The organism is Anaerorhabdus sp., assembly GCF_036641015.1.
In the GTDB taxonomy this organism is placed as follows: Bacteria; Bacillota_I; Bacilli_A; order Erysipelotrichales; family Erysipelotrichaceae; genus Anaerorhabdus.
Map to the genome: position 1 here is coordinate 38,738 of NZ_JAVWFO010000001.1, position 22,629 is coordinate 61,366.

General features: G+C 28.7%; 23 protein-coding genes and 1 tRNA gene. 5 read left to right on the forward strand and 19 right to left on the reverse strand.

Annotated features, from left to right (window positions below; genetic code table 11):
• Nucleotides 1-52 precede the first annotated feature (52 nt).
• Complete coding sequence (locus RR430_RS00155) at nucleotides 53-1,006, reverse strand: L-lactate dehydrogenase (protein ID WP_332488159.1); 954 nt, start codon at nucleotides 1,004-1,006, stop codon at nucleotides 53-55.
• Between the two features lie 150 nt (nucleotides 1,007-1,156).
• Between RR430_RS00155 and RR430_RS00160 the strand changes: the two genes are divergently transcribed.
• Nucleotides 1,157-1,342, forward strand: coding sequence for a DUF362 domain-containing protein (locus RR430_RS00160; RefSeq protein ID WP_332508501.1), 186 nt, complete (start codon nucleotides 1,157-1,159; stop codon nucleotides 1,340-1,342).
• Nucleotides 1,339-1,719, forward strand: a complete 381-nt coding sequence (locus tag RR430_RS00165; RefSeq protein ID WP_332508503.1) for a rhodanese-like domain-containing protein — start codon at nucleotides 1,339-1,341, stop codon at nucleotides 1,717-1,719. The genes RR430_RS00160 and RR430_RS00165 overlap by 4 nt, the downstream gene beginning before the upstream one ends.
• Before the next feature lie 6 nt (nucleotides 1,720-1,725).
• Here the strand turns inward: RR430_RS00165 and RR430_RS00170 are convergent, their stop codons facing one another.
• Nucleotides 1,726-2,310 (reverse strand): histidine phosphatase family protein, encoded by a 585-nt coding sequence (locus tag RR430_RS00170; RefSeq protein ID WP_332508505.1) that lies wholly within the window; start codon nucleotides 2,308-2,310, stop codon nucleotides 1,726-1,728.
• A 104-nt stretch (nucleotides 2,311-2,414) separates the two neighbouring features.
• Nucleotides 2,415-3,785, reverse strand: coding sequence for an MATE family efflux transporter (locus tag RR430_RS00175; RefSeq protein WP_332508507.1), 1,371 nt, complete (start codon nucleotides 3,783-3,785; stop codon nucleotides 2,415-2,417).
• 426 nt (nucleotides 3,786-4,211) lie between these two features.
• On the opposite strand from RR430_RS00175, the gene RR430_RS00180 reads away from it, so the two are divergent.
• Nucleotides 4,212-5,114: an HD domain-containing phosphohydrolase gene (locus RR430_RS00180; protein ID WP_332508510.1), complete on the forward strand. Its 903-nt coding sequence runs from the start codon at nucleotides 4,212-4,214 to the stop codon at nucleotides 5,112-5,114.
• Between the two features lie 147 nt (nucleotides 5,115-5,261).
• On the opposite strand, the gene RR430_RS00185 is transcribed toward RR430_RS00180, so the two are convergent.
• The 12 genes from RR430_RS00185 to RR430_RS00240 all read right to left on the reverse strand — a co-directional run bounded on the left by RR430_RS00185 (nucleotide 5,262) and on the right by RR430_RS00240 (nucleotide 15,526).
• On the reverse strand, nucleotides 5,262-7,364 hold the full coding sequence (locus RR430_RS00185) for a transporter substrate-binding domain-containing diguanylate cyclase (RefSeq protein WP_332508512.1): 2,103 nt from the start codon (nucleotides 7,362-7,364) through the stop codon (nucleotides 5,262-5,264).
• Between the two features lie 183 nt (nucleotides 7,365-7,547).
• Nucleotides 7,548-8,303, reverse strand: a complete 756-nt coding sequence (locus RR430_RS00190; RefSeq protein WP_332508514.1) for an EFR1 family ferrodoxin — start codon at nucleotides 8,301-8,303, stop codon at nucleotides 7,548-7,550.
• Between the two features lie 168 nt (nucleotides 8,304-8,471).
• The gene (locus RR430_RS00195) at nucleotides 8,472-8,918 is read right to left on the reverse strand and encodes a hypothetical protein (RefSeq protein ID WP_332508516.1); all 447 of its coding nucleotides are present in this window, start codon (nucleotides 8,916-8,918) and stop codon (nucleotides 8,472-8,474) included.
• 22 nt (nucleotides 8,919-8,940) lie between these two features.
• Nucleotides 8,941-9,504: a hypothetical protein gene (locus RR430_RS00200; RefSeq protein WP_332508518.1), complete on the reverse strand. Its 564-nt coding sequence runs from the start codon at nucleotides 9,502-9,504 to the stop codon at nucleotides 8,941-8,943.
• Nucleotides 9,505-9,747: 243 nt separating this feature from the next.
• On the reverse strand, nucleotides 9,748-10,698 hold the full coding sequence (locus tag RR430_RS00205) for a Dyp-type peroxidase (RefSeq protein ID WP_332508520.1): 951 nt from the start codon (nucleotides 10,696-10,698) through the stop codon (nucleotides 9,748-9,750).
• Nucleotides 10,699-10,884: 186 nt separating this feature from the next.
• On the reverse strand, nucleotides 10,885-11,394 hold the full coding sequence (locus RR430_RS00210; RefSeq protein ID WP_332508522.1) for a hypothetical protein: 510 nt from the start codon (nucleotides 11,392-11,394) through the stop codon (nucleotides 10,885-10,887).
• Between the two features lie 622 nt (nucleotides 11,395-12,016).
• The gene (locus tag RR430_RS00215; protein WP_332508532.1) at nucleotides 12,017-12,370 is read right to left on the reverse strand and encodes a GHKL domain-containing protein; all 354 of its coding nucleotides are present in this window, start codon (nucleotides 12,368-12,370) and stop codon (nucleotides 12,017-12,019) included.
• Complete coding sequence (locus RR430_RS00220) at nucleotides 12,352-13,269, reverse strand: hypothetical protein (RefSeq protein WP_332508524.1); 918 nt, start codon at nucleotides 13,267-13,269, stop codon at nucleotides 12,352-12,354. The genes RR430_RS00215 and RR430_RS00220 overlap by 19 nt, the downstream gene beginning before the upstream one ends.
• Nucleotides 13,269-13,829, reverse strand: a complete 561-nt coding sequence (locus RR430_RS00225) for a LytR/AlgR family response regulator transcription factor (protein WP_332508527.1) — start codon at nucleotides 13,827-13,829, stop codon at nucleotides 13,269-13,271. Before RR430_RS00225 ends, RR430_RS00220 begins: the two co-directional genes overlap by 1 nt.
• 406 nt (nucleotides 13,830-14,235) lie before the next feature.
• A complete protein-coding gene (locus tag RR430_RS00230) occupies nucleotides 14,236-14,685 on the reverse strand; it encodes a hypothetical protein (RefSeq protein ID WP_332508529.1) in 450 nt (149 codons plus the stop codon).
• 260 nt (nucleotides 14,686-14,945) lie between these two features.
• Nucleotides 14,946-15,022, reverse strand: a tRNA-Arg gene (locus RR430_RS00235).
• A 27-nt stretch (nucleotides 15,023-15,049) separates the two neighbouring features.
• Entirely contained in the window at nucleotides 15,050-15,526 is a 477-nt protein-coding gene (locus RR430_RS00240) for a metallophosphoesterase (protein ID WP_332486794.1), read from the reverse strand.
• A 114-nt stretch (nucleotides 15,527-15,640) separates the two neighbouring features.
• On the opposite strand from RR430_RS00240, the gene RR430_RS00245 reads away from it, so the two are divergent.
• Nucleotides 15,641-15,934: a hypothetical protein gene (locus RR430_RS00245; protein ID WP_332486792.1), complete on the forward strand. Its 294-nt coding sequence runs from the start codon at nucleotides 15,641-15,643 to the stop codon at nucleotides 15,932-15,934.
• A gap of 19 nt (nucleotides 15,935-15,953) precedes the next feature.
• Here RR430_RS00245 and RR430_RS00250 read toward each other — a convergent pair whose 3' ends face one another.
• Genes RR430_RS00250 through RR430_RS00265 form a run of 4 tightly spaced genes read right to left on the reverse strand, consistent with a single transcriptional unit; the run spans nucleotide 15,954 to nucleotide 21,690 of the window.
• The gene (locus RR430_RS00250) at nucleotides 15,954-16,952 is read right to left on the reverse strand and encodes a M15 family metallopeptidase (RefSeq protein WP_332486790.1); all 999 of its coding nucleotides are present in this window, start codon (nucleotides 16,950-16,952) and stop codon (nucleotides 15,954-15,956) included.
• A gap of 39 nt (nucleotides 16,953-16,991) precedes the next feature.
• Nucleotides 16,992-18,749, reverse strand: a complete 1,758-nt coding sequence (gene uvrC, locus RR430_RS00255) for an excinuclease ABC subunit UvrC (RefSeq protein WP_332486789.1) — start codon at nucleotides 18,747-18,749, stop codon at nucleotides 16,992-16,994.
• A 2-nt stretch (nucleotides 18,750-18,751) separates the two neighbouring features.
• A complete protein-coding gene (locus RR430_RS00260) occupies nucleotides 18,752-21,052 on the reverse strand; it encodes an endonuclease MutS2 (RefSeq protein ID WP_332486788.1) in 2,301 nt (766 codons plus the stop codon).
• Entirely contained in the window at nucleotides 21,052-21,690 is a 639-nt protein-coding gene (locus RR430_RS00265) for a CvpA family protein (protein ID WP_332486787.1), read from the reverse strand. The genes RR430_RS00260 and RR430_RS00265 overlap by 1 nt, the downstream gene beginning before the upstream one ends.
• Nucleotides 21,691-21,776: 86 nt before the next feature.
• Between RR430_RS00265 and rnhC the strand changes: the two genes are divergently transcribed.
• Nucleotides 21,777-22,628, forward strand: coding sequence for a ribonuclease HIII (gene rnhC / locus RR430_RS00270; protein WP_332486785.1), 852 nt, complete (start codon nucleotides 21,777-21,779; stop codon nucleotides 22,626-22,628).
• Nucleotide 22,629: the final 1 nt, after the last annotated feature.

The following is a 22,629-nucleotide window of genomic DNA, read 5'->3' on the forward strand; positions in this document are numbered from 1 at the left end:
TATAGACACAGTTAAATGTCAACAAAATTTAAAAAAAGAAGCAATCAATTGATTACTTCAAATTAACATTAACTACTTCTTCTTTTATATCTTTAAGTGTTTTAGCACTTGCATCAAACTTTCCTTGATCAACTTCATTAAGTGGAATTTTTACAATGGATTCAATACCATTATGCCCAACTATCGCAGGAACACCAATATACATATCATTCCATCCATACTCGCCATCTTGATAAGCAGATACCGTAAGAATTGTATGCTCATCGTTGAGTATAGCTTGTACTAAACGATTGAGCGCCAATCCAATTCCATAGAAAGTCGCTTTTTTTCGATTAATAATTTCATATGCTGCCTGTTGCACTTGGTGATAAATATCATTTAAATCGTTCAAATCTTTTCCTTTTTCATCTAAAAGTTCGAGTAAACATTTGCTTCCTACATAGGCATGTGTCCAAGGCACAAAGCTTGAATCACCATGTTCTCCCATGATATATGCATGAATATTATTTGTAGAAATACTTAAATATTCACTCATGAGATAACGTAAACGTGCTGTATCTAATATAGTCCCAGAACCTATTACTCTTTCTTTTACCAATCCAGAAACCTTCCATGCAACATAAGTCATAATATCAACTGGATTTGAGGCTATCACTAATATGCCATCAAATCCTGAATTCATTACACTTTCAGTAATTGATTTTATAATCTTTGCATTAACAGATGTCATATCCAAACGTGATTGACCTGGTTTTTGTGCTGTACCTGCTGTAATAACAACAATTTCAGCATCATTACATTCCTCATAATCACCTGTTTTTATAATAATTTTATTTCTAGCATATGGTAACCCATGTTGTAAATCCATCGCTTCACCTAACGCTTTTTCTTTATCTACATCAATAAGGACTAGTTCATCTACTCCTCCAGTTGTTAAAAATGAATATGCCATACTCATTCCGACAAATCCTGTTCCAACTAATACAACTTTTCTATCTTTTTTCATAGCACTCCTTCCTTTCATAGCTATGTTATTAGTTTAACTAAAAGATACACATTTGTAATCTAATATGCCCGTTTTATAGTATTGTGATAAAGTCACAGTAAACTCATCTAATTTTCTTTATACTATGAGTATAAAAGTGAGGAAATTATTATGAAATTAGTTATTATCAATGAACGTTGTCCTAAAAATCATCAATGTCCAGCAATGCGAGTTTGTCCTGTAAATGCTTTAAGTCAAAATGGCTTTGATGCCCCAGTTGTTGATTTAGAAAAATGTATTCGTTGTGGTAAATGTGTGCAACTATGTCCTAAGAAAGCATTAATTTTAGAATCATGAAAATACTAAGTAAACTTACTATCATTACTCTTTTATTTATCACTGGCTGCTCTACTACTACTTATAAAACAATCTCTGCTGATGATGCCAAAGATAAAATGACTACATCTGAAAATGTAGTTCTCCTTGATGTAAGAACTCCTAAAGAATATGAAGAAAAACATATTCAAGGTTCTATTTTAATCCCTGATTATGACATTGAAAATGAAATCGAAACACAAATTTCAAACAAAGATACCACAATCATTGTTTATTGTCGCAGTGGTAATCGCAGTCGTAATGTTGCGCATAAGCTAACTAGTATGGGATATAAAGATGTCTATGATTTAGGTGGAATAAGTAACTACCCTTACATTGAAGATATTGTTACAAATTGAAAATAACTATTCAATGTATGAAATGTCAATTAATTTTTCATTATCAAACACCAATTTGAAACAACTTGGTGTTTTAATTTTACCATCTATAATAATACGTTCATTAAAAATGATTTTTCTTTCTTTACATTTAGCATTTGTAACAGCAATCGAACAGTTTGATAAAAGGAATGAACATATTGCAGTAGCATGGCTTACAATCGCTATTGTTTGATTATCATCAACACGATTCAAATAGAAGTCTATCGCATCTACCATTCTCTTTCTAACATCATTTAGTGATTCTCCGCCAATATTTTTATAATCATAATCCGAATATTGGCGAGCCCAGAAATCATCAACAAGTTCTTCTTCCATGCCTAATCTTCTTTCACATAAGCGATCATCAACAGAATAATTAGAACTTATTATTTGCGCTGTTTGTACTGCTCGTACATATGGTGAACAAAGAATACTATCAAAATCATCATACAAATCTGATAATAAATTTTTCATCTCTATAACACCTTGTTTTGAAATAGGAATACTTTCATTATGATATTTGGAATTTTCTTGCGGAGTAGTGTGTCGAAACAAATATATCGTTTTCATAATTTACCTAATACTTCTATTTTTATTTATCTAATTTGATATTACATTATAAACGAAAATATTCAACTATTTAATAAAAAAGATGAGAATTTATCTCCCATCTCTTATAGATTTAATAATGCTTCTTCCTTATCTAGATTATTAATCGTTTCCTTTTTAACTTTACGCAAATAATATAAACTTAATACACAACAAATACCTTCTGTAATTGGAAATGAAATCCACGATACATTCAATCCAAATTGATGAGCTAATATATAAGTACATGGAACTAATAGTATCATTTGTCGTAATAATGTAATTATTAATGAATTTTTACCATGATCTAATGCTTGGAATACAGAACAAAGTATCATCGATACACCTGCAAACAAAAATGAGAAACTAATAATCCTCAATGCAGGTACACCAATTGCAAGCATATCCTCCTTAGCATCAAATAAATATAATAATTGTTCTGGAAACAATTGGAAAACAATGGTTCCAGCAAGCATTATAATTGTTGCAAAAACCAAAGAAAAATTAATTGTTTCAATTATTCGTTTCTTATTTTTTGCGCCAAAATTAAACGAAACAATAGGTATAATTGCATTGGTTATTCCTGCTACCGCCATAAATACAAACTGTTGTAACTTATAATAAATACTAAACACAGATACCGCAAGAGTAGAGAATTGAACTAAAATTACATTCATAAATACAGTCATAAAACTCATTATTGATTGCATTAAAATTGCAGGAATTGCTATTTTATAAATATTTCTAACTAATCCTAAATCAAATTTAAATTCTCTAATATGTACTTGTATAAGTTTAATTTTATATTTAGTAATTACTATGCCTAAAACCATAGCTATTAATTGTCCAATAACAGTTGCTACCGCTGCTCCTGTAACACCCATCGCCGGTAATCCAAAATATCCAAAAATAAATATAGGATCAAGTATTATATTTACTAATGCTCCCACTCCTTGAATAATCATATTATAAACCGTGTTACCAGTTGATTGCATTATACGTTCATAAGTAATTTGAACAAATACCCCTATCGAAAATATAGTACATATTTGCATGTAACTTATTCCCATACTCAATATCTCAGGATCAGTTGTAAACAATTGTAAAAATTGTTTAGAAAATAATACTCCAATTAGCGCAAAAACTAAACCATTAACTCCTGCCAACATCAATCCATGCAAGGCAACTTGTTCAGCATTCTTTTGTTTCCTAAGACCTAAATTCCTTGATAATAACGCATTAATTCCAACACCTGTACCACAAGCAACAGCTACTAATATCATTTGTATCGGATAGCATAGCGAGACCGCAGTAAGTGCTGCTTCTGATACCCTAGCAACAAACATACTATCTACAATATTGTAAAGCGCTTGTACTAACATTGATATGATAATTGGCAAAGACATAGTCATAATTAATTTGTTAATTTTCATACTTCCCATTTTATTTTCTTCCATTATTTTGCCTCCATTCCAAACTAAAAGGAACCCGGGGTTCCTTGATTTATTCACTCTGATAGTTTCCAATGTTTTTATGCAAAGCGGACAGAAGACGTATGGGTCACGTTATCTGTATGTCTATTTTAACCAAAAACCAGTTAAATATCAAACTTTTATTACAATATCTTGTCTTTTCTCTATCACACTATTCATTTTTTATGTTTGCTATAATCTGAAACAACGCAGTGATAACATTTATAACTTCATTACTTACATTCCTACCGCTCTCCACTATTTACTCAAATTTAGGTCAAGTATGATATTTCATTATCTTAATAGAATTAAGTAATAATCTATATTTTTCCTGCAATAATCACTTTTTTCACTTGTGAACATAAATAAATAGAGTATTATTAATGTGAAGATACTAAGGAGACTGCGCATATGGGAGAACTTAGTTTTATATTTAATGAAAAATATGAAAAAAATAAATTACACGGTATTAATGGTGATGCTTCATGCCTTATTTATCAAGATAAAGATTTTGAATCACTAATTGAAATAATGCCAAAAGGAACTGTAGGATATATCTATACTATTCAAACAAGTTTAGTAGAATTTAGCTATATCTTAGAGGGAGAAATTGAATTTTTAGATGGTGAAACTACAATACTTCTTAAAAAAGGAGATATCTATTTTCATCATTCACTACTTCATAACCACATTTTCCGTGTTACTAAAGCTGCTAAAGTTTTAAATTTAAATACTGGACCATACTACAATAGTTATGAAAAAGATGAAAATGATTTAATGACGGTATTAGAAAATCTTCAAAAAGTAGATGGTGATACTTTAGAACATTGTATAAGAGTTCGTCGTCTTTGTTTAGGAATAGTATATTTTTTAAGAACTTGCATCGACCAATTAGATGACCTTTATTTTGCAGCTATATTTCATGATGTTGGAAAAGCAAAAATACCTACAGAAATATTATTAAAACCTAGTAAGCTAAACAATGAAGAATATGAAATTATGAAGAAACACAGTCAACATACCTATGAAATGATAAAGGAACACTATGGCGATACAATCGCTGAAATTGCTTATCAACATCATGAGAAACTCGATGGCACTGGGTATCCACGCGGACTTAAAGGTGATGAAATTTGCTTGTTATCACGTGTTATCACAGTGGCAGATGCTTATGATGCAATGGTTGTATCTAGACCCTATCACGTTGCTAAATCAATTCCCGATGCTATTAAGGAGCTTAGAAGATGTGAAGGAATTCAATTTGATGGTAGCGTTATAGATGCTCTAGAGATGTATCTATCAACACTAGAATAAATTCAATTAAAATACCTTTTTATACTATTAAGTGTAAATAGGTTTTTTTATATTTTCATACTATAAAGTAGAACCAATAATTTGCTCATTTATAATAAAAACCTTATTATGGCATTAATTGTCCGTAACAAGGTTAATATAAATTTATTAATTAAGTTTTTTAATCTTTATATTATTTCTTCCACACTCTTTTACTTCATATAAAATACCATCAACATTGTAATACAAATCATCAAAGTCTATAACTTTATCAAATATGAGTACTCCTATACTGATTGTCAACTTGTATTCTTTCTCAATTGTATCTAGATTTTTTATAAAGTTTTCACATAATTTCAAAATTTCTTCTTCGCTTCTAATAGAATCCAAATAAACCATGAATTCATCTCCGCCAAGTCGACCTGAGACGAAACTACTAAAACAGCTATTCAACAACTTACCAAATTCTTCTAATAATCTATCACCTTCAAAATGTCCTTGTGTATCATTTATAATTTTAAAGTTATCTAGATCCATAGAAATAATTGCACCACTTGATTTTTTATCTATATAAGACTGAACAATTTCTTTGAATGTTTGTTGATTATAAACTCCTGTTAGCTGATCATATTGAGCTAAACATTCATATTTTTTTCTTTCTTTATGCAACTCTTTTTTCATTTGATTTGATTTATATAAGAATACAAGCAATGTACCTACAATCGCAAATGAAATTAATAAAACTAACGCAATAGATTCCATTGGATTTTGTTTGAAATAATCTATTAACGTATACTTTTCTTTATCAAGTACATTATTATAAATAATATCATTAATACGATGTTGACTGATACCACTAATTCCTTGTTCAAGTATATTCATAATTCGATAATCTTGTTTGTTGTATAGTCCTATCGCTAAATCATAATTATCATAAATTGAAGGTATAATATTAACATTAGGATAATATGATGAATAATATTGTGCACGATACCCATCAATATATGCCTCTTTATAAACGCCACTAGAGACTTTATTAAATAAATCTTTATCTTCATAATTCACTTCAAATGTATGATTCAAATTTAAATATCCTGACATTGCAATAACGTTACTTTTAGATACAAATCCATTTGATATTCTAACTATAGGCAATTGTACAATAGATGATGTTAATAAGTATCCATTTTTTAATCCACTTGAATATTTTATAGGAACACCTAAAATCATATCAATAATACCATATTCAAAGTCTTCTTTAATACTTCCTAAATCATCCATTTCCACATATTCAATCTTTAATCCAGTATTTTCACTAATTAAATTCATAATATCAATTAGAATACCTTTATATTCATTAGTTGATGTATCAAAGTATTGTAGCGGATAGTTATTTGGAATTACCCCTACACGTAACACACGTAATTCATTCACTAATTGTTTCTCTTCCATTGTTAGTGATGTAGATAAATTTGGAGTTGAGTAGTATTTTTGATATAAACTATCCACAAAATTAGGGTCAATTATATTTAATTCACTCATTGCATCGTTAATAATTTCCATAACACTTGTTTTACTCTCAGCAGATACGAAATAATATGGAGTTTTAACCAAATTATCAACGACTTTAAATGTTGTTGATTTTGTCGTGTCACGTCCAATAATCAAATCAACTTCACCATCAACCAAAGCATTTTTTGTTTCTTTATAAGTAGCATATTCAACTATTTCTGGAGTAATCTTATTCTTAGAACAATACTCATCTAGATATTTTCTTTGATTTAAAGAAGTACTAATTATACCAATCTTAGTTTTTTCATTTTTTAATAATACACGTTGATTCATATCATCATTATTAGATAATGCTAATAACGAGGTGCTTACATGTCCATAAGAAAAGTCACTATACAGGTAACCCTCATCGAATCCACTATTTTTAAGCATCCCACCAATTAAATCAATTTCGCCTTCTTTTACTTTATTTAAAACATCTAAAATTTCTGCATCAACCGAATTATAATAAATAAATTCAAAATGAACAGGCGAAAACTGTTCCAATTTTGTTAAGTATTCATGAGTATATCCTGTAATATAATCATCGTTTAAGGCATCTGTATTATTACCTTCTTCAGTCAAAATAGCTACAGTTATTGTAGATCTTTCTACCTTAGAGAAACTTGTATTTTCAGCACTTAGTGGGTTGCATAAAGATACAAAAATAAGGCATATAAAAAGAAGTAATAATGGTTTTCTAATTCTATTTATTTTCATATTAGTTTCCTTTTGACGGTTATATTGTACCACAACTTACAAAAAACATTAAATAATACTGATTTTTAAATAAATATTTTATGTAACATTTAAGAACATTTAAAAATAACTTCACCTTTTCAAAAGAGTTTTATCCATATAATTGTCAAAAAAATGTGTTTTATTCATTACCATTTCAAATAGTCAAATAAATATTTCATTATGTTTTCTATCTGTACAAGTCTTTTCTATCTGTTTTGAAGCAACTTGTACTAATAATGAATTTAGTTTTTTTGCTTTAGTTGGGCAAATAGTTATACATCTCATACAAGTTATGCATTCATCTTTATGTAATTTTCTAGGATTTTCAGAAGAAATAGCACCCACGGGACATAATTGAGCGCATAATCGACAACTTGTACATTTATTCGTTGTATGTGGCTTTAATGGAATACCTTTATATTCTCTATAAGGATAATTTCCTAGAAGCGAAATAATTTTATACTTTTCTTCGCCAATCCTTGATTTTAACTGCTTAGAGAAATCTAGTAATTGTAACTTATCTTCATCATCAGGTCTATTGGTTGCGAATTTATGCATAATCGAATGTTCTGCGACTGCTGCAACTGCACCTACACAAACAAATCCCTTCTCTTTTACAAAATCTTGTAATTCTTTTAGTGTATCATCATACGCTCTATTTCCATATGAAACCACAAGAATTACTTTTGTACTATTACCTATAAATTTTTCCATACGTTTTAAAGCAATCGATGGAACTCTACCTCCATATGATGGTACTCCAATAATGCATAAATCTTCTTCACCAAAACTATAATCATTTTTACAATCATGTTTACTTAAATCTATTTCATTTGTTACTACAAATTCTTTACTAATAATTTTAACAATTTTCTCCGTTGATTTTGTTGGACTAAAATATATCATATAATTGCTCATTATATTTCTCCTCTTATTGCTAAGTTATTCAACTTATCTAGCTTATTTTATTCTTTTACAACTTATAATACAATTAATAATATTGAAAACTCTTAAAGTCATTAAAAAACCTCGTTGTAATTGCTAATATCTTACATATTACATACCAGGTATAATTTAATTAATATTTTATTTGTAGTTTAATGAATTGTAAAAATCATCTATTACTTTAAATATCTCTGCTCTATCAAATGAATAATAATCAGAATCGTTACAAAATATTCTTCCATTTTCAACTACTTCTAATCTTTGGATGACATTGTTGTCATTTGAAATATAAAAATCATAAAATGTGATTGGGTAATAAGGAAAGAAATACCCTTCAGTTGTTTCATATAAATAATACAATGATTTATCTTCAAGTAAATTTGATAGCCTTTCAATATCCTCTTCTTTTAAATATATTGATTCGGATTTTTTATTCGCTGCTTCATCAACATAGTTTTTAATCACAATAACATTTGATGATCCTTCAAATCCTTCTTCTAAGTTAATTGATTTTGACAAATAGAAAAGAACAGAAATAATAATCAAAAAAATGAAAATAAAATATTTATGCTTAATTATATATTTCATAATTGACACACCTTTCATAATATTATCTAAACCAAACTAGTCTCAATATATTCATCTTTGCTTGGTTTTTTAAATCTGTGTATTCTTTTAAACTAGTAGCATCTAATTTTGGATTCTTAGCTTCAAATGGTATAACAAAGTAATCATTTTGTATAGAAGGACTATCTAAACTATTAATTTGAACATTAGTATCGTTAAAATCTATCGGGTAAATATCCCAACCATAAAATAATTCTGAACATTTATCATCTTTACAATCTTTTGGCAGATAGCTTATGGTTAGACTTATATATTCTTGATTTTTATATTCTATAATGCTTGGTTTCTTTACTTTTAAAGACTTTGGCAAATCTAAATTCAAAGTTATTTTGAACTCATCTTCAAATAATGAGAAATGCCTCTTATTATCCAAATCATAATAATTTAAATCAATACTTTTTGTATTCTGTTTAAATTCGTCAACTAGTATAGAAAGATTATCAAATGGAATACTGGTAGTTGTTTTCTTAGATTCAATCACATTTCTATTAACGTTACATCCACTGATAAAGATTAGTGTAAGAGCTAGCATTATAATTTTTTTCATAGTATCTCCAGTCTCGTTTAACTTTTTACTTATTTTTATCACCATGATTTTAAATAAACAATAGCTTTGTGATAATATGCCATTTAAGCGTGATAAATGGTAAGTTTTATTTGAAAATCACATTATAATATCATCTTTAAAATACAAAATAAAACAACGAATTACAAGACTCATTGTCTAACCCGTTGTTTTATTGTCTAAGTGGTAACAATTTTAACTGATTTTATATAAATTGTATGTTTATTAGTGAATATCGCCAGATGCGATTTTATCTATTTGTTCAAAACTTGGTACAAAAAACAAATTACCTGTTATAGGATTAAAATAATCTAAAATACTATCATATTCATTATTATCCTTCCCCTCAAACATGTGTTTCAACATTTGAAGAGTAATAGAAAAGTCTTTTGAATATCCTAAGAAATAACTTCCAAATATGCTTTTAGAAGCTTCTGCAAAAGCAATATTAGCTCTCATAATTTTCACTTCCTCTCCCAAAACATCATGCGCCTTAGAAATTTCAGTGTGTGCATTACTAGGCTTTTTATCTTCAGATAATTCCAAATCTGTATCTTTATATCTACCAACAACTAATTCTTGTTTTTCAACAGATAATGAATCCCATAGATCCAAGTCAAAAATATACTTTTGAGCCATAACATATGTACCTCCAAAGTAAGGGTCTTCATGATTATCAATATAAACAACTTCTTTGGCTTCTTCTATATCGGGATTCTCTGTTCCATCAACAAATCCAAATATAGCTCTACCATCACGAAAACGGAAGCCATGAGTTTCATCAACAGAATCTATTACATTTTTTAATAATTTATGTATAATAAGCATCATTTCATAACATACATCCATTTTATCTGCACTTATATGAAAGAATAAATCACCATCTGTACTAACCGCTGTTTTGTTCTTTCCTTTTATATCATTAAACTGTTTTAGATCTTTTGGTTTTTCACTATTTGGAAATAATCTACCCCATGCATTAGAACCAATACCCATTACAAATTTAAAATTATCAAAAGGAAACCTTATTTTCATACTATTAAGTGTTGGATGAAGTCTACCACAAAAATCTTTAAACACTTCTAAAACTTCATTAGTATCTACATCATTTTTAAAATTTACAGTACATAGAATTGTATTCTGTGCTTGTTCTGGGATAACATCTTGATATTTCATATTTAATCCTCCATATAAAATATATTATTAGCTTTATCAAATTACTTTTCAATGAATATGCATTATTTATTTTGTTTATAATTACACATTACAAATAAAAACATAAATGATTATCTATATAGTAATACATCCATCACTAACATTTTAGTATTTTAAATTTTTTTAATTAACATTTGATAGATACAGCTACTTAAAATATTTATAAAACAAATCTGATACTTGTTTAGGTTTGAAAACAACTGCTAAATAATTTTTCCTATTCAAAATCACTGAATTTTTACCATCATTATAAATTGCTATTTTAGCATAATCTCCTTGTGTATTTATCATGATTATCTCTATTGAATCCAATGGTAATTTGTGGATTTCTTGATCAATCAAAGGATAAAAATTAATTACATAGCTACTATCCAGGTCTTGCAAAACATTTCTTACAGACTCTTTATTTAAACTCAAATCTTCACAATTAGTCGCAGATACCGTATAATCACACTTAATTAACGTAACATTGGAAACGTTTGATACCAGATTCCCTATACTGTTCAAATTCATAAATAAGTATATTGAAATAAACACTAAAATAAGTGCTAAGACTTTTGAATAGATATTGCTATGAAATCGAAAATATCCTAGTATTGATGTTAATAGATTAAACTTCACTACCTCTCCTCGCCTTCTCTTGTCATTATTTTTCATTTTCCTCCAAATCAGCAGTAGTTGTTTTCTTGCTGCTGTTTCATTTCGAACATATGTGACTTTTATTTTAATTTTCTATATTTTATTCTTTTACAGCAATATTGAAATTATTATAACTACCGAATTCTTTTCAATTGTTTCCAATACTTTGCAATTGTATGTCAATCCAAATACTGACTATTTCTATACAATATAATCACTATTAACAATATATTGAGAGTCACTCTCAGCTTATTCGTTTGTTTATCATTAAACTTAAATTCAATTTGTTCTATTAAATATACTGGTTCTTTAATCCATAAGTATAAAAACGAAAAATATAGAGATTTGGAAATTAATTGATAGGTATTTATAAAACAATAATCCACTAAAATGTAATAAATAGGATATTAAGTTACACATCGATAATTTTTATGCATGATGGATGTAGAGGATCCATTGAAGATATTCATTGAAGAATACCTCAATGTAATATCAAACTGCATCAACATCTACTTCATCTCTATATCCTTTATTAAAAAAATACTTACCGATCTTTGTTCCTAAACTTTCTATCATTCCCATTCCATTACCTACTTACAAGATAAATAAAAAAACAACGAATTTCAATATCCGTTGTCTATCACGTCTTTTCGTTGTCTATCTCGTATGGTTTTCTTAGAAAAAGTGATACTTTGAATTGTAAATCTTGCTCAATCACAATTTCACCATTATATTTTTTAACGATTGTATCTACTATTGTTAATCCAATTCCATGTTCACCAGGATTCATTTTCTCAGTAACCAAATTCTTGTGTTGCTTAATATCATTCACTACACTGATTATTATATTATTATTCACATCTTTAATCTTTAGAGTGATATTTTGTCTGTTATTATGATTACGTTTCAACTCATCAATAGAATTATCTAGCAAATTAGAAATTATAGTACAACAATCGAATTCAATATCTTGATTTATTTGAAGTGTCTCAATTGATAGTCAAAATAAATATCTTTTTGTGAATTCTTTTTGAAATTAAGTAAAGCGTTTAAATACTGATATTCAGTAAATATTGTAGTATCTATAACAGATATTTCTCCAATAATTTTAGATATAAATGCTATTGATTCTTTGGTTTTATCCGCTTTTATTAAGCATTCAACTGTTCCTAAATTACTAATCATATCATGCTTTATTTTTCTTATTTCCTTAGCTTTTTCTAGTTGTGAAGTATGCTGTTCATTCGTATATTCAACAATTTTAGTAATCATTTTTAGCTTATCATTTTCTATTTCAGTGATATATTGTTTCTTTACAATTATGAAAATACTCAATCCAACAATCATCGAGGAAACAAGAATAATATTATAATAGTCATTACTTCCAAATATATAGTACCCTTGTAGTAGTAATAACATCAAAATCAACAATGGTAGCATAATATAAAACATCTTGCTCATTGATTTAACACCATACTTTTCAATGAATTTTTTTACATATTTTGCAAATAAATAAAATGTAATAAATCTTACTACATGAATAGTAATGGCGTAAGTAACGAAGTCAAATTGAATTATTTCAATATATTGTGCCAACAATAGTATTCCAACTGCTCCAATAATAGATATCACATTTAACAAAAATATTAAGATAATTTCATTAGAGGTCATCATTTTAAAGCATAAATAGATCATTATAATGTCTATTATAAATAGTAAGAATTCAATATTAAAAGCATATAAGTTTGACATATTTGAAATGATATAATTTAATATTCCAAACAAAAGTATTAATGGAATTGTTATATAAATTTTCCTACTCCTTGATTTGTTAACAAAATAAAAGAATAAGAAAATTTCAACATAATCCAGTATACTAAATAGAATTTCCATCATATCGCCACTCTTTTTAAGTATTCTTTCTTAAAGCTATGTAGATAATCTCGACTAATTGTATCTTTAATACCATTTTCAAGAAGTATCAAATTATCTGAGAATGATACCAAGCGAAGTATATTAATCATTGTTGATTTATTAATATATATTAAATATCCATATGATTTATCATATATATTTGATAAAGTATTTTGATAAATTTGAATCTTATTTTTGTTTGTTGATATATATATTTTCCTGTTTTCCTTAGAAACCTTCAAGATATTGAGTAATTCAACATCAACCTCACCTACTTCAGTAACTAAATGAATAGTTTTTACCTCCTTTGTTCGCTCTATAAAATTTATCAAATCATCAGTTGTTTTTTGAATATCATTTCCCTTAAGTAAATAACCTAACACTTTTTCTCCAAACGCTTCAAATACTCTATCTGAAATAGATGTTAAAAATATGATTTTAGTATTCTTAACTTTCATTGATTTTGATATTTTGATGCCATCAATACCTGGTAATTCAATATCTAAAATAATTAAATCAAAACATTGAGTTGTCTTCAAAACACTCGATATTTATCCCAATATTTCTATTCACTAATGCATTTATTAACAAAGTTGAATATTCTTTACTATCTTCTACAAGAGCAATCTTCATATTATTCTCCCAATATATGCTCATTATATCAAAATAACTATTTATATACCATCTGCCCATGTATTATTATTCATATACAATTATTGAATAGCTACACATGTACCAATGTTGATTAATTCAGAAGTTGACATATTCACCACTGCAGAGCGACTAGGTCACTCTAAACAAATGGTTGAAATTTCTATGGTAACTTGTTTCCATGTAAAAAGAAAGAGATACTTAATGTACTCAATAACGTTAAAATCACTTCTCTAGCCTAATAGCTGGCTTAAGAAGTGATTTTTCAATTCATTAATATGCTAAATTGAAATTTTACCTAGTATATTGGAGAATTATTTTAATCGCTCTTTGCCTATCTTTATAAATTAATTTCTGCATACTATCGTCATATATTCGGTTAAAACTTTCTAGCGTATTAAGAATAATATCTATTAGTTCTGGTTTATATTTAGCAATCACAATCACATCTTGAATACATTGTCTTGCTGTAATTGGCTTTTCATCTTCAATATGTTCTAGCCATTTTTCAATAATGGAATTCACCTTATTGTCCTTATCCCATTTTGCATTATAGGCAATCAATCGTAATCCTCTTGTGCGAATAAAAGAATTTTCTTTATTGTTCATCATATCAACAAACTTGTCAAAATACATATATAAATCATTACTATGTTCACATATTAATAACAATTCTTTCAATGCGTTATATGCGTGCTTGTTATCTGAGCAAATTAACATTTCAATTTGTGTTTCATAATTCATATATTAACTCCTTTCAAGTTTGTTAATATTATACCATTATCTAAAAGTTAAACTGACACTTTTTAACTCAAAAATCTCTGAATTGTGCCAATAAATTAAAAACATATCAGAATCGTATCAAGAATTTCTAGGTTAGTTATATAAAAAACCTTTAAACATTGCCAACTGCACACATTAAAAATAAAGTCTAGAAAATAAAATCATATCAAATCCGTTTTTTCATGAAAAAAAAGCCCCATTTAATGGGCTGATTTAACTACTGGCGTCCTCGAAAGGATTCGAACCTTCGACCGTACGCTTAGAAGGCGTATGCTCTATCCAACTGAGCTACGAGGACACTGCTATATTATAATAACAAAGCTGGCTACAATTTGCAACCTAATTTGTAGTCTTTTCGTTCAATATCTATTTTATCATCCTCTATATTTATAATTGCATATGACGGAATACTACCATCACGATTTCTTGATATAGATCCTGGATTAACCAAATATATACCATCAACTACTCTTGTTTCAAATACATGGGTATGACCAAAACATACAATATCGCAATTGCAACTCTTAGCTTTATTTATTAGTAATTCACGGTTATCTAAAAACATTAGACGATGACCATGAGCTATAAGAATTCTATGACTTCCAAGTTCTATAATTTTTGACTCTGGTAAATCTCCATAAAAATCATTATTGCCACGAACTGCCGCAAATCCTGCTAGATAATCTATTGGTAACTCACTGTCTCCACAATGTATAAAAGCTGCTGCATCTTGATGCACCAGTTGAACTTCTTTTAATGGTTCTATTCTTCCATGATTATCACTAACTACTATTATTTTCATAAAACACAAACCTCTTTTAATAATGCATTTATAATTTTACTAGAAATCAAGAATTTATCAACTATAACTTATCAATTACCATCTTATTTGCTATAATACATTTAGAGGTGCAATATGAATAACATTATAGATTTATATAAAACATATATCAGTCCTATAGTAATTGGAGTTCTAATTATAACTATTGTAATAACAATTTTCTATTTAGTACGATTATTCTTAGGATGTAAAAGTTTACTAAGTACCGTTGATGAAGTTATAGAAACAACCAATCAAGTACAAGACAATTTAGTTATGACAAAGAATAAAAAAGATTTAATGCAATATTACTTTAAAAAGAAAAAAGCGGAACTTAGCTTCTTAATATCCGCCCTATTCTTCCTTCATATTCTTAATCATAAAGACTAAAGAGAACTTACGTTCTCTTTTAATTTGCTATTACTTCTCCTAAAGATAAGTTATTATCATGTAAATATCGTGCTAACTCATCTCCAACATACCGGAAATGATAGCTTTGCTCACTTTTATTAGTTAGATATGCATTCTCTACTTTGTATGATTGAACAAATCCATATAAATATGCATTTTCCAATAACCATTTATATTGCTCAGTTTTATCAAATTCTGAGTTAGCAAGTCCTCTTAAACAAAAATCGACAGCTAAACCTAATTGATGTTCACTATGTCCTGGCATAAATTCTACTTTGCCAGCATTCTCTCCATACTGTTGTATAGCATCTTTATAGCGCTTATCTTGATCCGCATAAGAAATATATCCTTCCGACACAAATAATCCACCGCAAGAATTAAAAGAATTCAAATCAGTTTGGATAGCATTACATAAATTTTGAATAGGTGTTTGTAATGCAGCATCTACTTGTATATATTTGTCATATAAAGTTGGAATATTATCATTAATTTGTTGTAAATTATAGGGTTTACGAATTGAAACAGTATGAATATCATCCACATAAGCATTTGGATTACCAGCATTAGTAACCAATATTGAGTTTGAATTATATGAATCACCATGATCTATCCAATATGACAACTCATCAAATTTATAATAAACTAAGTAGTTTGCTAATGTGATTACATCCATATAATTCCTTGTTTTCTCAACCATTCTAACAATTGCAGCCGGAGTTTCATCCCACAACAATTTGTTTAACTCACGATATTCAGCAGCATGATATATATTAAAACCATCTTCTTGAATATACGCAATAAATGTTGCTGGCGCTATGGAGTATTCAATAATATATTCTATCTCTTGGTCGTTTAAATGTTCTCTAATTAAGCGATTATTTTCTTCATTTTTATATGGATAACGTGATAATTTATCATAATTCACGTTCATAAAAGCAAGACATAAGATAGATATAACGAGAATCATGCTTACAAATATAGCACGTTTAGTTTTCATCTCATTCACCTCTTTCAGTATTATATCATAATATTCTACCTATGACTCTTTTAAAATTAGGTAAACATTCTCTGCAACTTCTTGAGGTAAAACTTCAGTTAATTCCTCTATAGTAGCGCTTTTTATCTGTTTAAAACTTCCAAAATGTTTAAGTAGTTTTTTCTTTCTAACTTCACCAATTCCATCAATTTCATCAAGTATTGATTTTGTTTGGGCTTTTTGTCTTAGTTTTCGATGGTATGTAATCGCAAACCGATGCACTTCATCTTGCATTCTTGTTAATAGAAAGAAAAATGGGCTATTTTTATCAATTATATTCAATTGACCATCTCGACTCATCATTCCAGATGTATTATGCTTATCATCCTTAACAAGACCAAACAATGGTATATCTAGCCCCAATGAATCTAATATTGTTTTAGCTGCATCTATTTGTTGTTGACCACCATCTACCAAAATACAGTCCGGCATCCTTGCTTCTTCAATCATTAATCTATAATATCTTCTATAAAGCACTTCTTTCATTGAATCAACATCACTATTTGTAGTGTGTAATTTATAAATACGATATTCTGATTTATTTGGTTTTCCATCATCATAAACAACACATGCTGCAACTGTAAATGCACCAGATATATGACTATTATCAAATATTTCAACACGATGTATATCCCTTTTGGCTAATAATGTAAACTGATTCATTAACGACTCATCATTCTCCGCTCTTGCTTCAACAACTTCAAACTTCAATATTAATTGCTTTTGTGCATTATTTTCAGCTAAATCTAATAACTTTTTACGATAACCCTTACTCGGTACTGTAATTTTGGTTTCCAACGCCTCTTCAAGTATTGTAATATCCTCTAAATTTGGTAACACAATTTCTGGTGGCAATGGGTGCTTCTGATAATATTGCGTTACAAAAGATATAAATTCCTCTTCTGCTTGTCCATATAAAGGCGATAATGATAATTCACGTTCCAACAATTTTCCTTGACGAATAAAGAAGCCTTGAATAGATAAATATCCCTTATCCGCAAAATAACTAAATACATCACGATTAGATTTATCTTGTGTTTGTACCTGTTGCTTATCATTAGATACATGTTCTATTGAATGAATTAAATCACGATATTCAATTGCTTTTTCAAATTGCATTTGTTCTGTTGCATCTGCCATTTTTCTCTGTAAGTCATCTAATATTTCTTTATTATCACCATTTAAAAACCGTGTTATTTTTTCAACGATTTCTTGATATATATTTGGATCTACATCATATTCACATGGTCCTAAACATTGTCCTAAGTGATAATATAAGCATACCTTTTTAGGCATTGTTTTACATTTTCTTAAAGGATATAAAGTTTGTAGTAATCGAATAGTTTGATGAGCTGCTGTTGCATCAGGAAAAGGACCAAAGTATTTTGCTCTTCGATCTTTTTTAGTCTCCCTTACTACTGTTAGTGTGGGATAATTTTCTTTTGTTAATTTGATATACGGATAAGTTTTATCATCCATAAACATAATATTAAAACGTGGACGATGTTTCTTTATTAGATTTATCTCTAAAAGTAACGCTTCCTTTTCAGTTCTTGTTATAAAGAAATCAAAGTCACGTACATTACTTACCATTTTTGTAGTCTTAAAATCATGTGCACCAACGAAATATTGATTCACACGATTTTTCAATTTTTTTGCTTTACCAACATAGATGATTGTTCCAGATGCATCTTTCATTAAATAACATCCAGGCTCCATAGGTAAATTTTGTAATTTAGCTTGTAAATCTTTATTCATTTTTATCCTCTTAGTGTTACTACTGTAGCACCCGTTGATCCTTCACTTGGAGCACCTAATCTGAAACTTATAACATCGCGATCACTTTTAAGATAATCTTGTACTGCTTTTCTTAATGCTCCAGTACCATCTCCATGGATGATTCGTACCGTAGCCATGTGATTAAATTTAGCATCATCTAAATATTTTTGTAAAACAGGCATTGCTTCTTCAATTCTCATACCAATAAGATTACACTCCAATTTGAATGATTGTATTTTTTCTGTTTTCATAGAGAAAACTTGTTTTGGTTTAATAATTTGTTTATGGGTATGTCGTATCTTATCTTTTGTTGATTTTACTGTAATTCCATTTAAATTTAAAGTTATTTGATTTTTATTAATTTGTATAATCTTAGCAATTTGTGATGATTGTTTGATTTCAACAGTTTGACCAACTTTATATTCTTTAACGTCAACTGTTTCTTCATCTTCTGTTTCATCTAATACATTTAATTTTTTCTTTATATCTAATATTTCGTGATACTTACTATTTTCTTGTTTTTCACGCATTTCACTTAAGATATCTTGTGCTTCTTCTTTAATCATTTGTAAATAGTCATCTGCTGCTTGTTTAGCTTTTTCTAAACTTTTATCTTTCTCTTTTTCAATTCTTTCTTTTTCTATTGTTAATGCTTGAATCATTTCTGATTGAACTTGTTGTTGAACAAGTAATTTTTCTTTAAGTTGCTCATTTTCAAGCACTTGTTTTTCTAGCTTTTCAATTAATTTATCTTCTTCTGTTTTTTGTTGATTTTTTAGAAACTCTGCATCCTTAATAACACTATCCTTAATATTAAAACGACGAGCTATTTCAAAGGCATTACTTTGACCAGTTAACCCTTCAACAAAGTGATAAGTTGGTACTAACTTTTCAACATCAAACTGTACTGATGATACCAATATGTCATCATGTCGCTTTCCATACGCTTTTAAGCGACCATAATGAGTAGTAGCAACAACTATGCACCCTTTAGCTCTTAAGTCGTTTAAAACAGCTATAGCAAGGCTCTCTCCCTCTTTGGGATCAGTTCCCGACCCAAGCTCATCTAACAATACAAAACTATCAGCAGTTGCATGTTGACTTACATCAGCTAACTTTGATAAATGAGCACTAAATGTACTTAATGATTCAACAACTGACTGATCATCTCCAATATCAACAAAAACATGATCAAAGAAAGGAATTGATGCTTCCTCTGCACATACTGGTATTCCACAATATGTAAGTAAAACAGCTAAGCCTAAACATTTTAAACTAACAGTCTTACCACCTGTATTGGGGCCTGTAATAAGTAATACTTTTTTTGGTTCTATGATTCGATACGTGTTCTCAACTACTTTTTTACGATCAATTAATGGATGACGAGTATTCTTTAAATAAATTGATTTTTCTTGAGTAAGTGATGCAACACATGCATCCTCTTTCTTTCCCCAACAAGCCTTCGCAAATAATGCATCTAAAATAGCACAAGTCTCTAAATTATTTAAACAATCTGTTGCGATTACACTAACCTCTTGACTACACTCCATGCAGATACGTTCTATCTCTTCTTGCTCTTGGTATAAATAAGATTGCTTACGATTGTTTAACTCAACAAAACTACTAGGTTCAACATAAGCGGTTTGCCCTGATGCGCTCTCGCCATGAATAAAACCACCAAAACTATTCTTATCTCCCGCTTTAACAAGAACCACAACACGATTATTTCTAGTAGTTACAATATTATCAATCATAGATGATGCATGTTTTTGCATAAAACGATTAGTTTCTATCGATATTTCACCATCTATTTTCAATAATAATCTTCTTATTTGTCTTAACTCGGGACTCGCACTATCCAATATTTCACCAGAATCATCAAAACAAGATTCAAGTTTTTCTTGGACACTTTTAAAGATAACTATTGAAGATACTAAGTCTTCTAATTCTTCGCATTTTTCTTCTACACTCGTTTGATATGCAACTATCCCTCTACAAGCTCTTATATGATTTATTACAGATATAAAATCCAAAGGTGAAAGTGTCATACCTTTTTGTGCTTGCAAAAGAATTTTTGTGATGTCTTTTAAACCTGATAGTGGCATTGAAGAATATTTAACTGTACAATTTAAAGCCTCTTTAATACGAGCATTTTCTCTTCTAATAATCAAAGGACTAAAACTCGGTTCTAGCGCTTCTATTTTTTCACGCCCAAGACTAAAAGCACAAAAATTTGCTATTTGTGTTTTAATAGTCTCAAGTTCTATTCCTGCATATTTCATTACTTACCTACCTCATCTAAATGATTCTCCTCAAACCATTGTTTCAATTCTAAACGATCATTATCAGAAAAATCATTCATATCATCAAATAATTTATTTAATGATGAATTCTTTGAAAGTGGCTCTTCAATTTCTTCTACAAATGTACTAGCATAAGTCAATATTGGCTGTAACCAAGATTTTTCTACATATTGCCCTCCTTTTGGAAAAATTGGCAATGTTAAAACAAAAGCTATTAATATCATCCATACTGTAGAATAAACAAAACTAAATAAAGAACCTGCTATTCCATTTAGTTGCTTAAGTATAGGAATATTTTGTAACACTTTTACTAATGGTCTTATTAAGAGTAACAATATTTTCAATACTATGAAAATTACTACAAACCACACAAATTGATTGATGTAATTGTAAATTGCATCCTGAAAAATTGTAGCTTGTAGCGGCATCAAGTCTTTTGGCCATATTGCAAAATATGTTGCAAGTACAGGTGAAAATAGCCACGACACATAAATAATTACTAATAAACCTACTAAATCTAATAATTGTAATAAAAATCCTCTTTTATATCCTAAGATAAAATTGATACCATAAAATAAACAAATACCAATATTAATTACTAAAAATGTTACTTCCATTGTGGTACCTCTCAATCCATATAATAATAACTAATTATCATCGAATGTGCAAATACTATGGTATGATATACGCGAGGTAAAAAGATATGTCAACAATTACTCTTGTATTAACCGATACGCAAATAAATAAACTAAAAACAACATTTAGTGAATCCATAGTTTCAAAGACTCCTCCATATGCTCTTTATCAATTAAAAGTAGAAGGATGTGTCATTACTGCATATGAATCTAAAAAAGTTGTATTTCAAGGAAGTGATGCAGAAGTCTACGCAAGTCCCTTTCAAATTAAAAATACATTTAAAACACAGGCTGGAAGTGATGAAGTTGGTACAGGTGATTACTTTGGACCAATATGTGTTTGTGCTTGCATTGTAACTAACAAAAATAAAGATGCTTTAGCTAAATACGCTATCCAAGATTCAAAAGCATTAAAAGATGATTACATCCAACAAATCGCTCCCCAAATTATGAAGACAGTTGAATATAGTTTGTTAATACTTGATAATGCAAAATACAATCAAGTTCAAGCAACTAACAACATGAATCAAATTAAAGCAAAATTACATAATCAAGCTTACGTAAACCTAGCAAAGAAAACAACATTGCCCAACTTTATAATCATCGATCAATTTACACCAGAAAAACTTTATTACAATTACATTAAAAATGAACCAAATATTATTAGAAATATCCATTTTGAAACTAAAGCTGAAAATAAATATCTTGCCGTAGCTTGTGCATCAGTAATCGCAAGACACGCTTTCCTTGAATGTTTAAAAAATTATGAAACACATTATGATATGACATTTCAAAAAGGTGCAAGCGACAAAGTAGATCAAAATGCTGCTGAATTCGTTAAACGATATGGAATAGAAGAACTAAAGAATGTCGCTAAACTACATTTCAAGAATACTGAAAAATTAAAGGAATACCTATAGG

Coding starts and splice junctions, on each gene's coding strand:
- RR430_RS00160 (WP_332508501.1), top strand. CDS start 1,157: ATGAAATTAGTTATTATCAATGAACGTTGTCCTAAAAATCATCAATGT.
- RR430_RS00155 (WP_332488159.1), bottom strand. CDS start 1,006: ATGAAAAAAGATAGAAAAGTTGTATTAGTTGGAACAGGATTTGTCGGA.
- RR430_RS00180 (WP_332508510.1), top strand. CDS start 4,212: ATGGGAGAACTTAGTTTTATATTTAATGAAAAATATGAAAAAAATAAA.
- RR430_RS00175 (WP_332508507.1), bottom strand. CDS start 3,785: ATGGAAGAAAATAAAATGGGAAGTATGAAAATTAACAAATTAATTATG.
- RR430_RS00265 (WP_332486787.1), bottom strand. CDS start 21,690: ATGGAAGTAACATTTTTAGTAATTAATATTGGTATTTGTTTATTTTAT.
- RR430_RS00245 (WP_332486792.1), top strand. CDS start 15,641: ATGAATAACATTATAGATTTATATAAAACATATATCAGTCCTATAGTA.
- RR430_RS00260 (WP_332486788.1), bottom strand. CDS start 21,052: ATGAAATATGCAGGAATAGAACTTGAGACTATTAAAACACAAATAGCA.
- RR430_RS00230 (WP_332508529.1), bottom strand. CDS start 14,685: ATGAATTATGAAACACAAATTGAAATGTTAATTTGCTCAGATAACAAG.
- RR430_RS00165 (WP_332508503.1), top strand. CDS start 1,339: ATGAAAATACTAAGTAAACTTACTATCATTACTCTTTTATTTATCACT.
- RR430_RS00240 (WP_332486794.1), bottom strand. CDS start 15,526: ATGAAAATAATAGTAGTTAGTGATAATCATGGAAGAATAGAACCATTA.
- rnhC (WP_332486785.1), top strand. CDS start 21,777: ATGTCAACAATTACTCTTGTATTAACCGATACGCAAATAAATAAACTA.
- RR430_RS00220 (WP_332508524.1), bottom strand. CDS start 13,269: ATGGAAATTCTATTTAGTATACTGGATTATGTTGAAATTTTCTTATTC.
- RR430_RS00210 (WP_332508522.1), bottom strand. CDS start 11,394: ATGAAAAATAATGACAAGAGAAGGCGAGGAGAGGTAGTGAAGTTTAAT.
- RR430_RS00195 (WP_332508516.1), bottom strand. CDS start 8,918: ATGAAATATATAATTAAGCATAAATATTTTATTTTCATTTTTTTGATT.
- RR430_RS00170 (WP_332508505.1), bottom strand. CDS start 2,310: ATGAAAACGATATATTTGTTTCGACACACTACTCCGCAAGAAAATTCC.
- RR430_RS00205 (WP_332508520.1), bottom strand. CDS start 10,698: ATGAAATATCAAGATGTTATCCCAGAACAAGCACAGAATACAATTCTA.
- uvrC (WP_332486789.1), bottom strand. CDS start 18,749: ATGAATAAAGATTTACAAGCTAAATTACAAAATTTACCTATGGAGCCT.
- RR430_RS00190 (WP_332508514.1), bottom strand. CDS start 8,303: ATGAGCAATTATATGATATATTTTAGTCCAACAAAATCAACGGAGAAA.
- RR430_RS00200 (WP_332508518.1), bottom strand. CDS start 9,504: ATGAAAAAAATTATAATGCTAGCTCTTACACTAATCTTTATCAGTGGA.
- RR430_RS00250 (WP_332486790.1), bottom strand. CDS start 16,952: ATGAAAACTAAACGTGCTATATTTGTAAGCATGATTCTCGTTATATCT.
- RR430_RS00185 (WP_332508512.1), bottom strand. CDS start 7,364: ATGAAAATAAATAGAATTAGAAAACCATTATTACTTCTTTTTATATGC.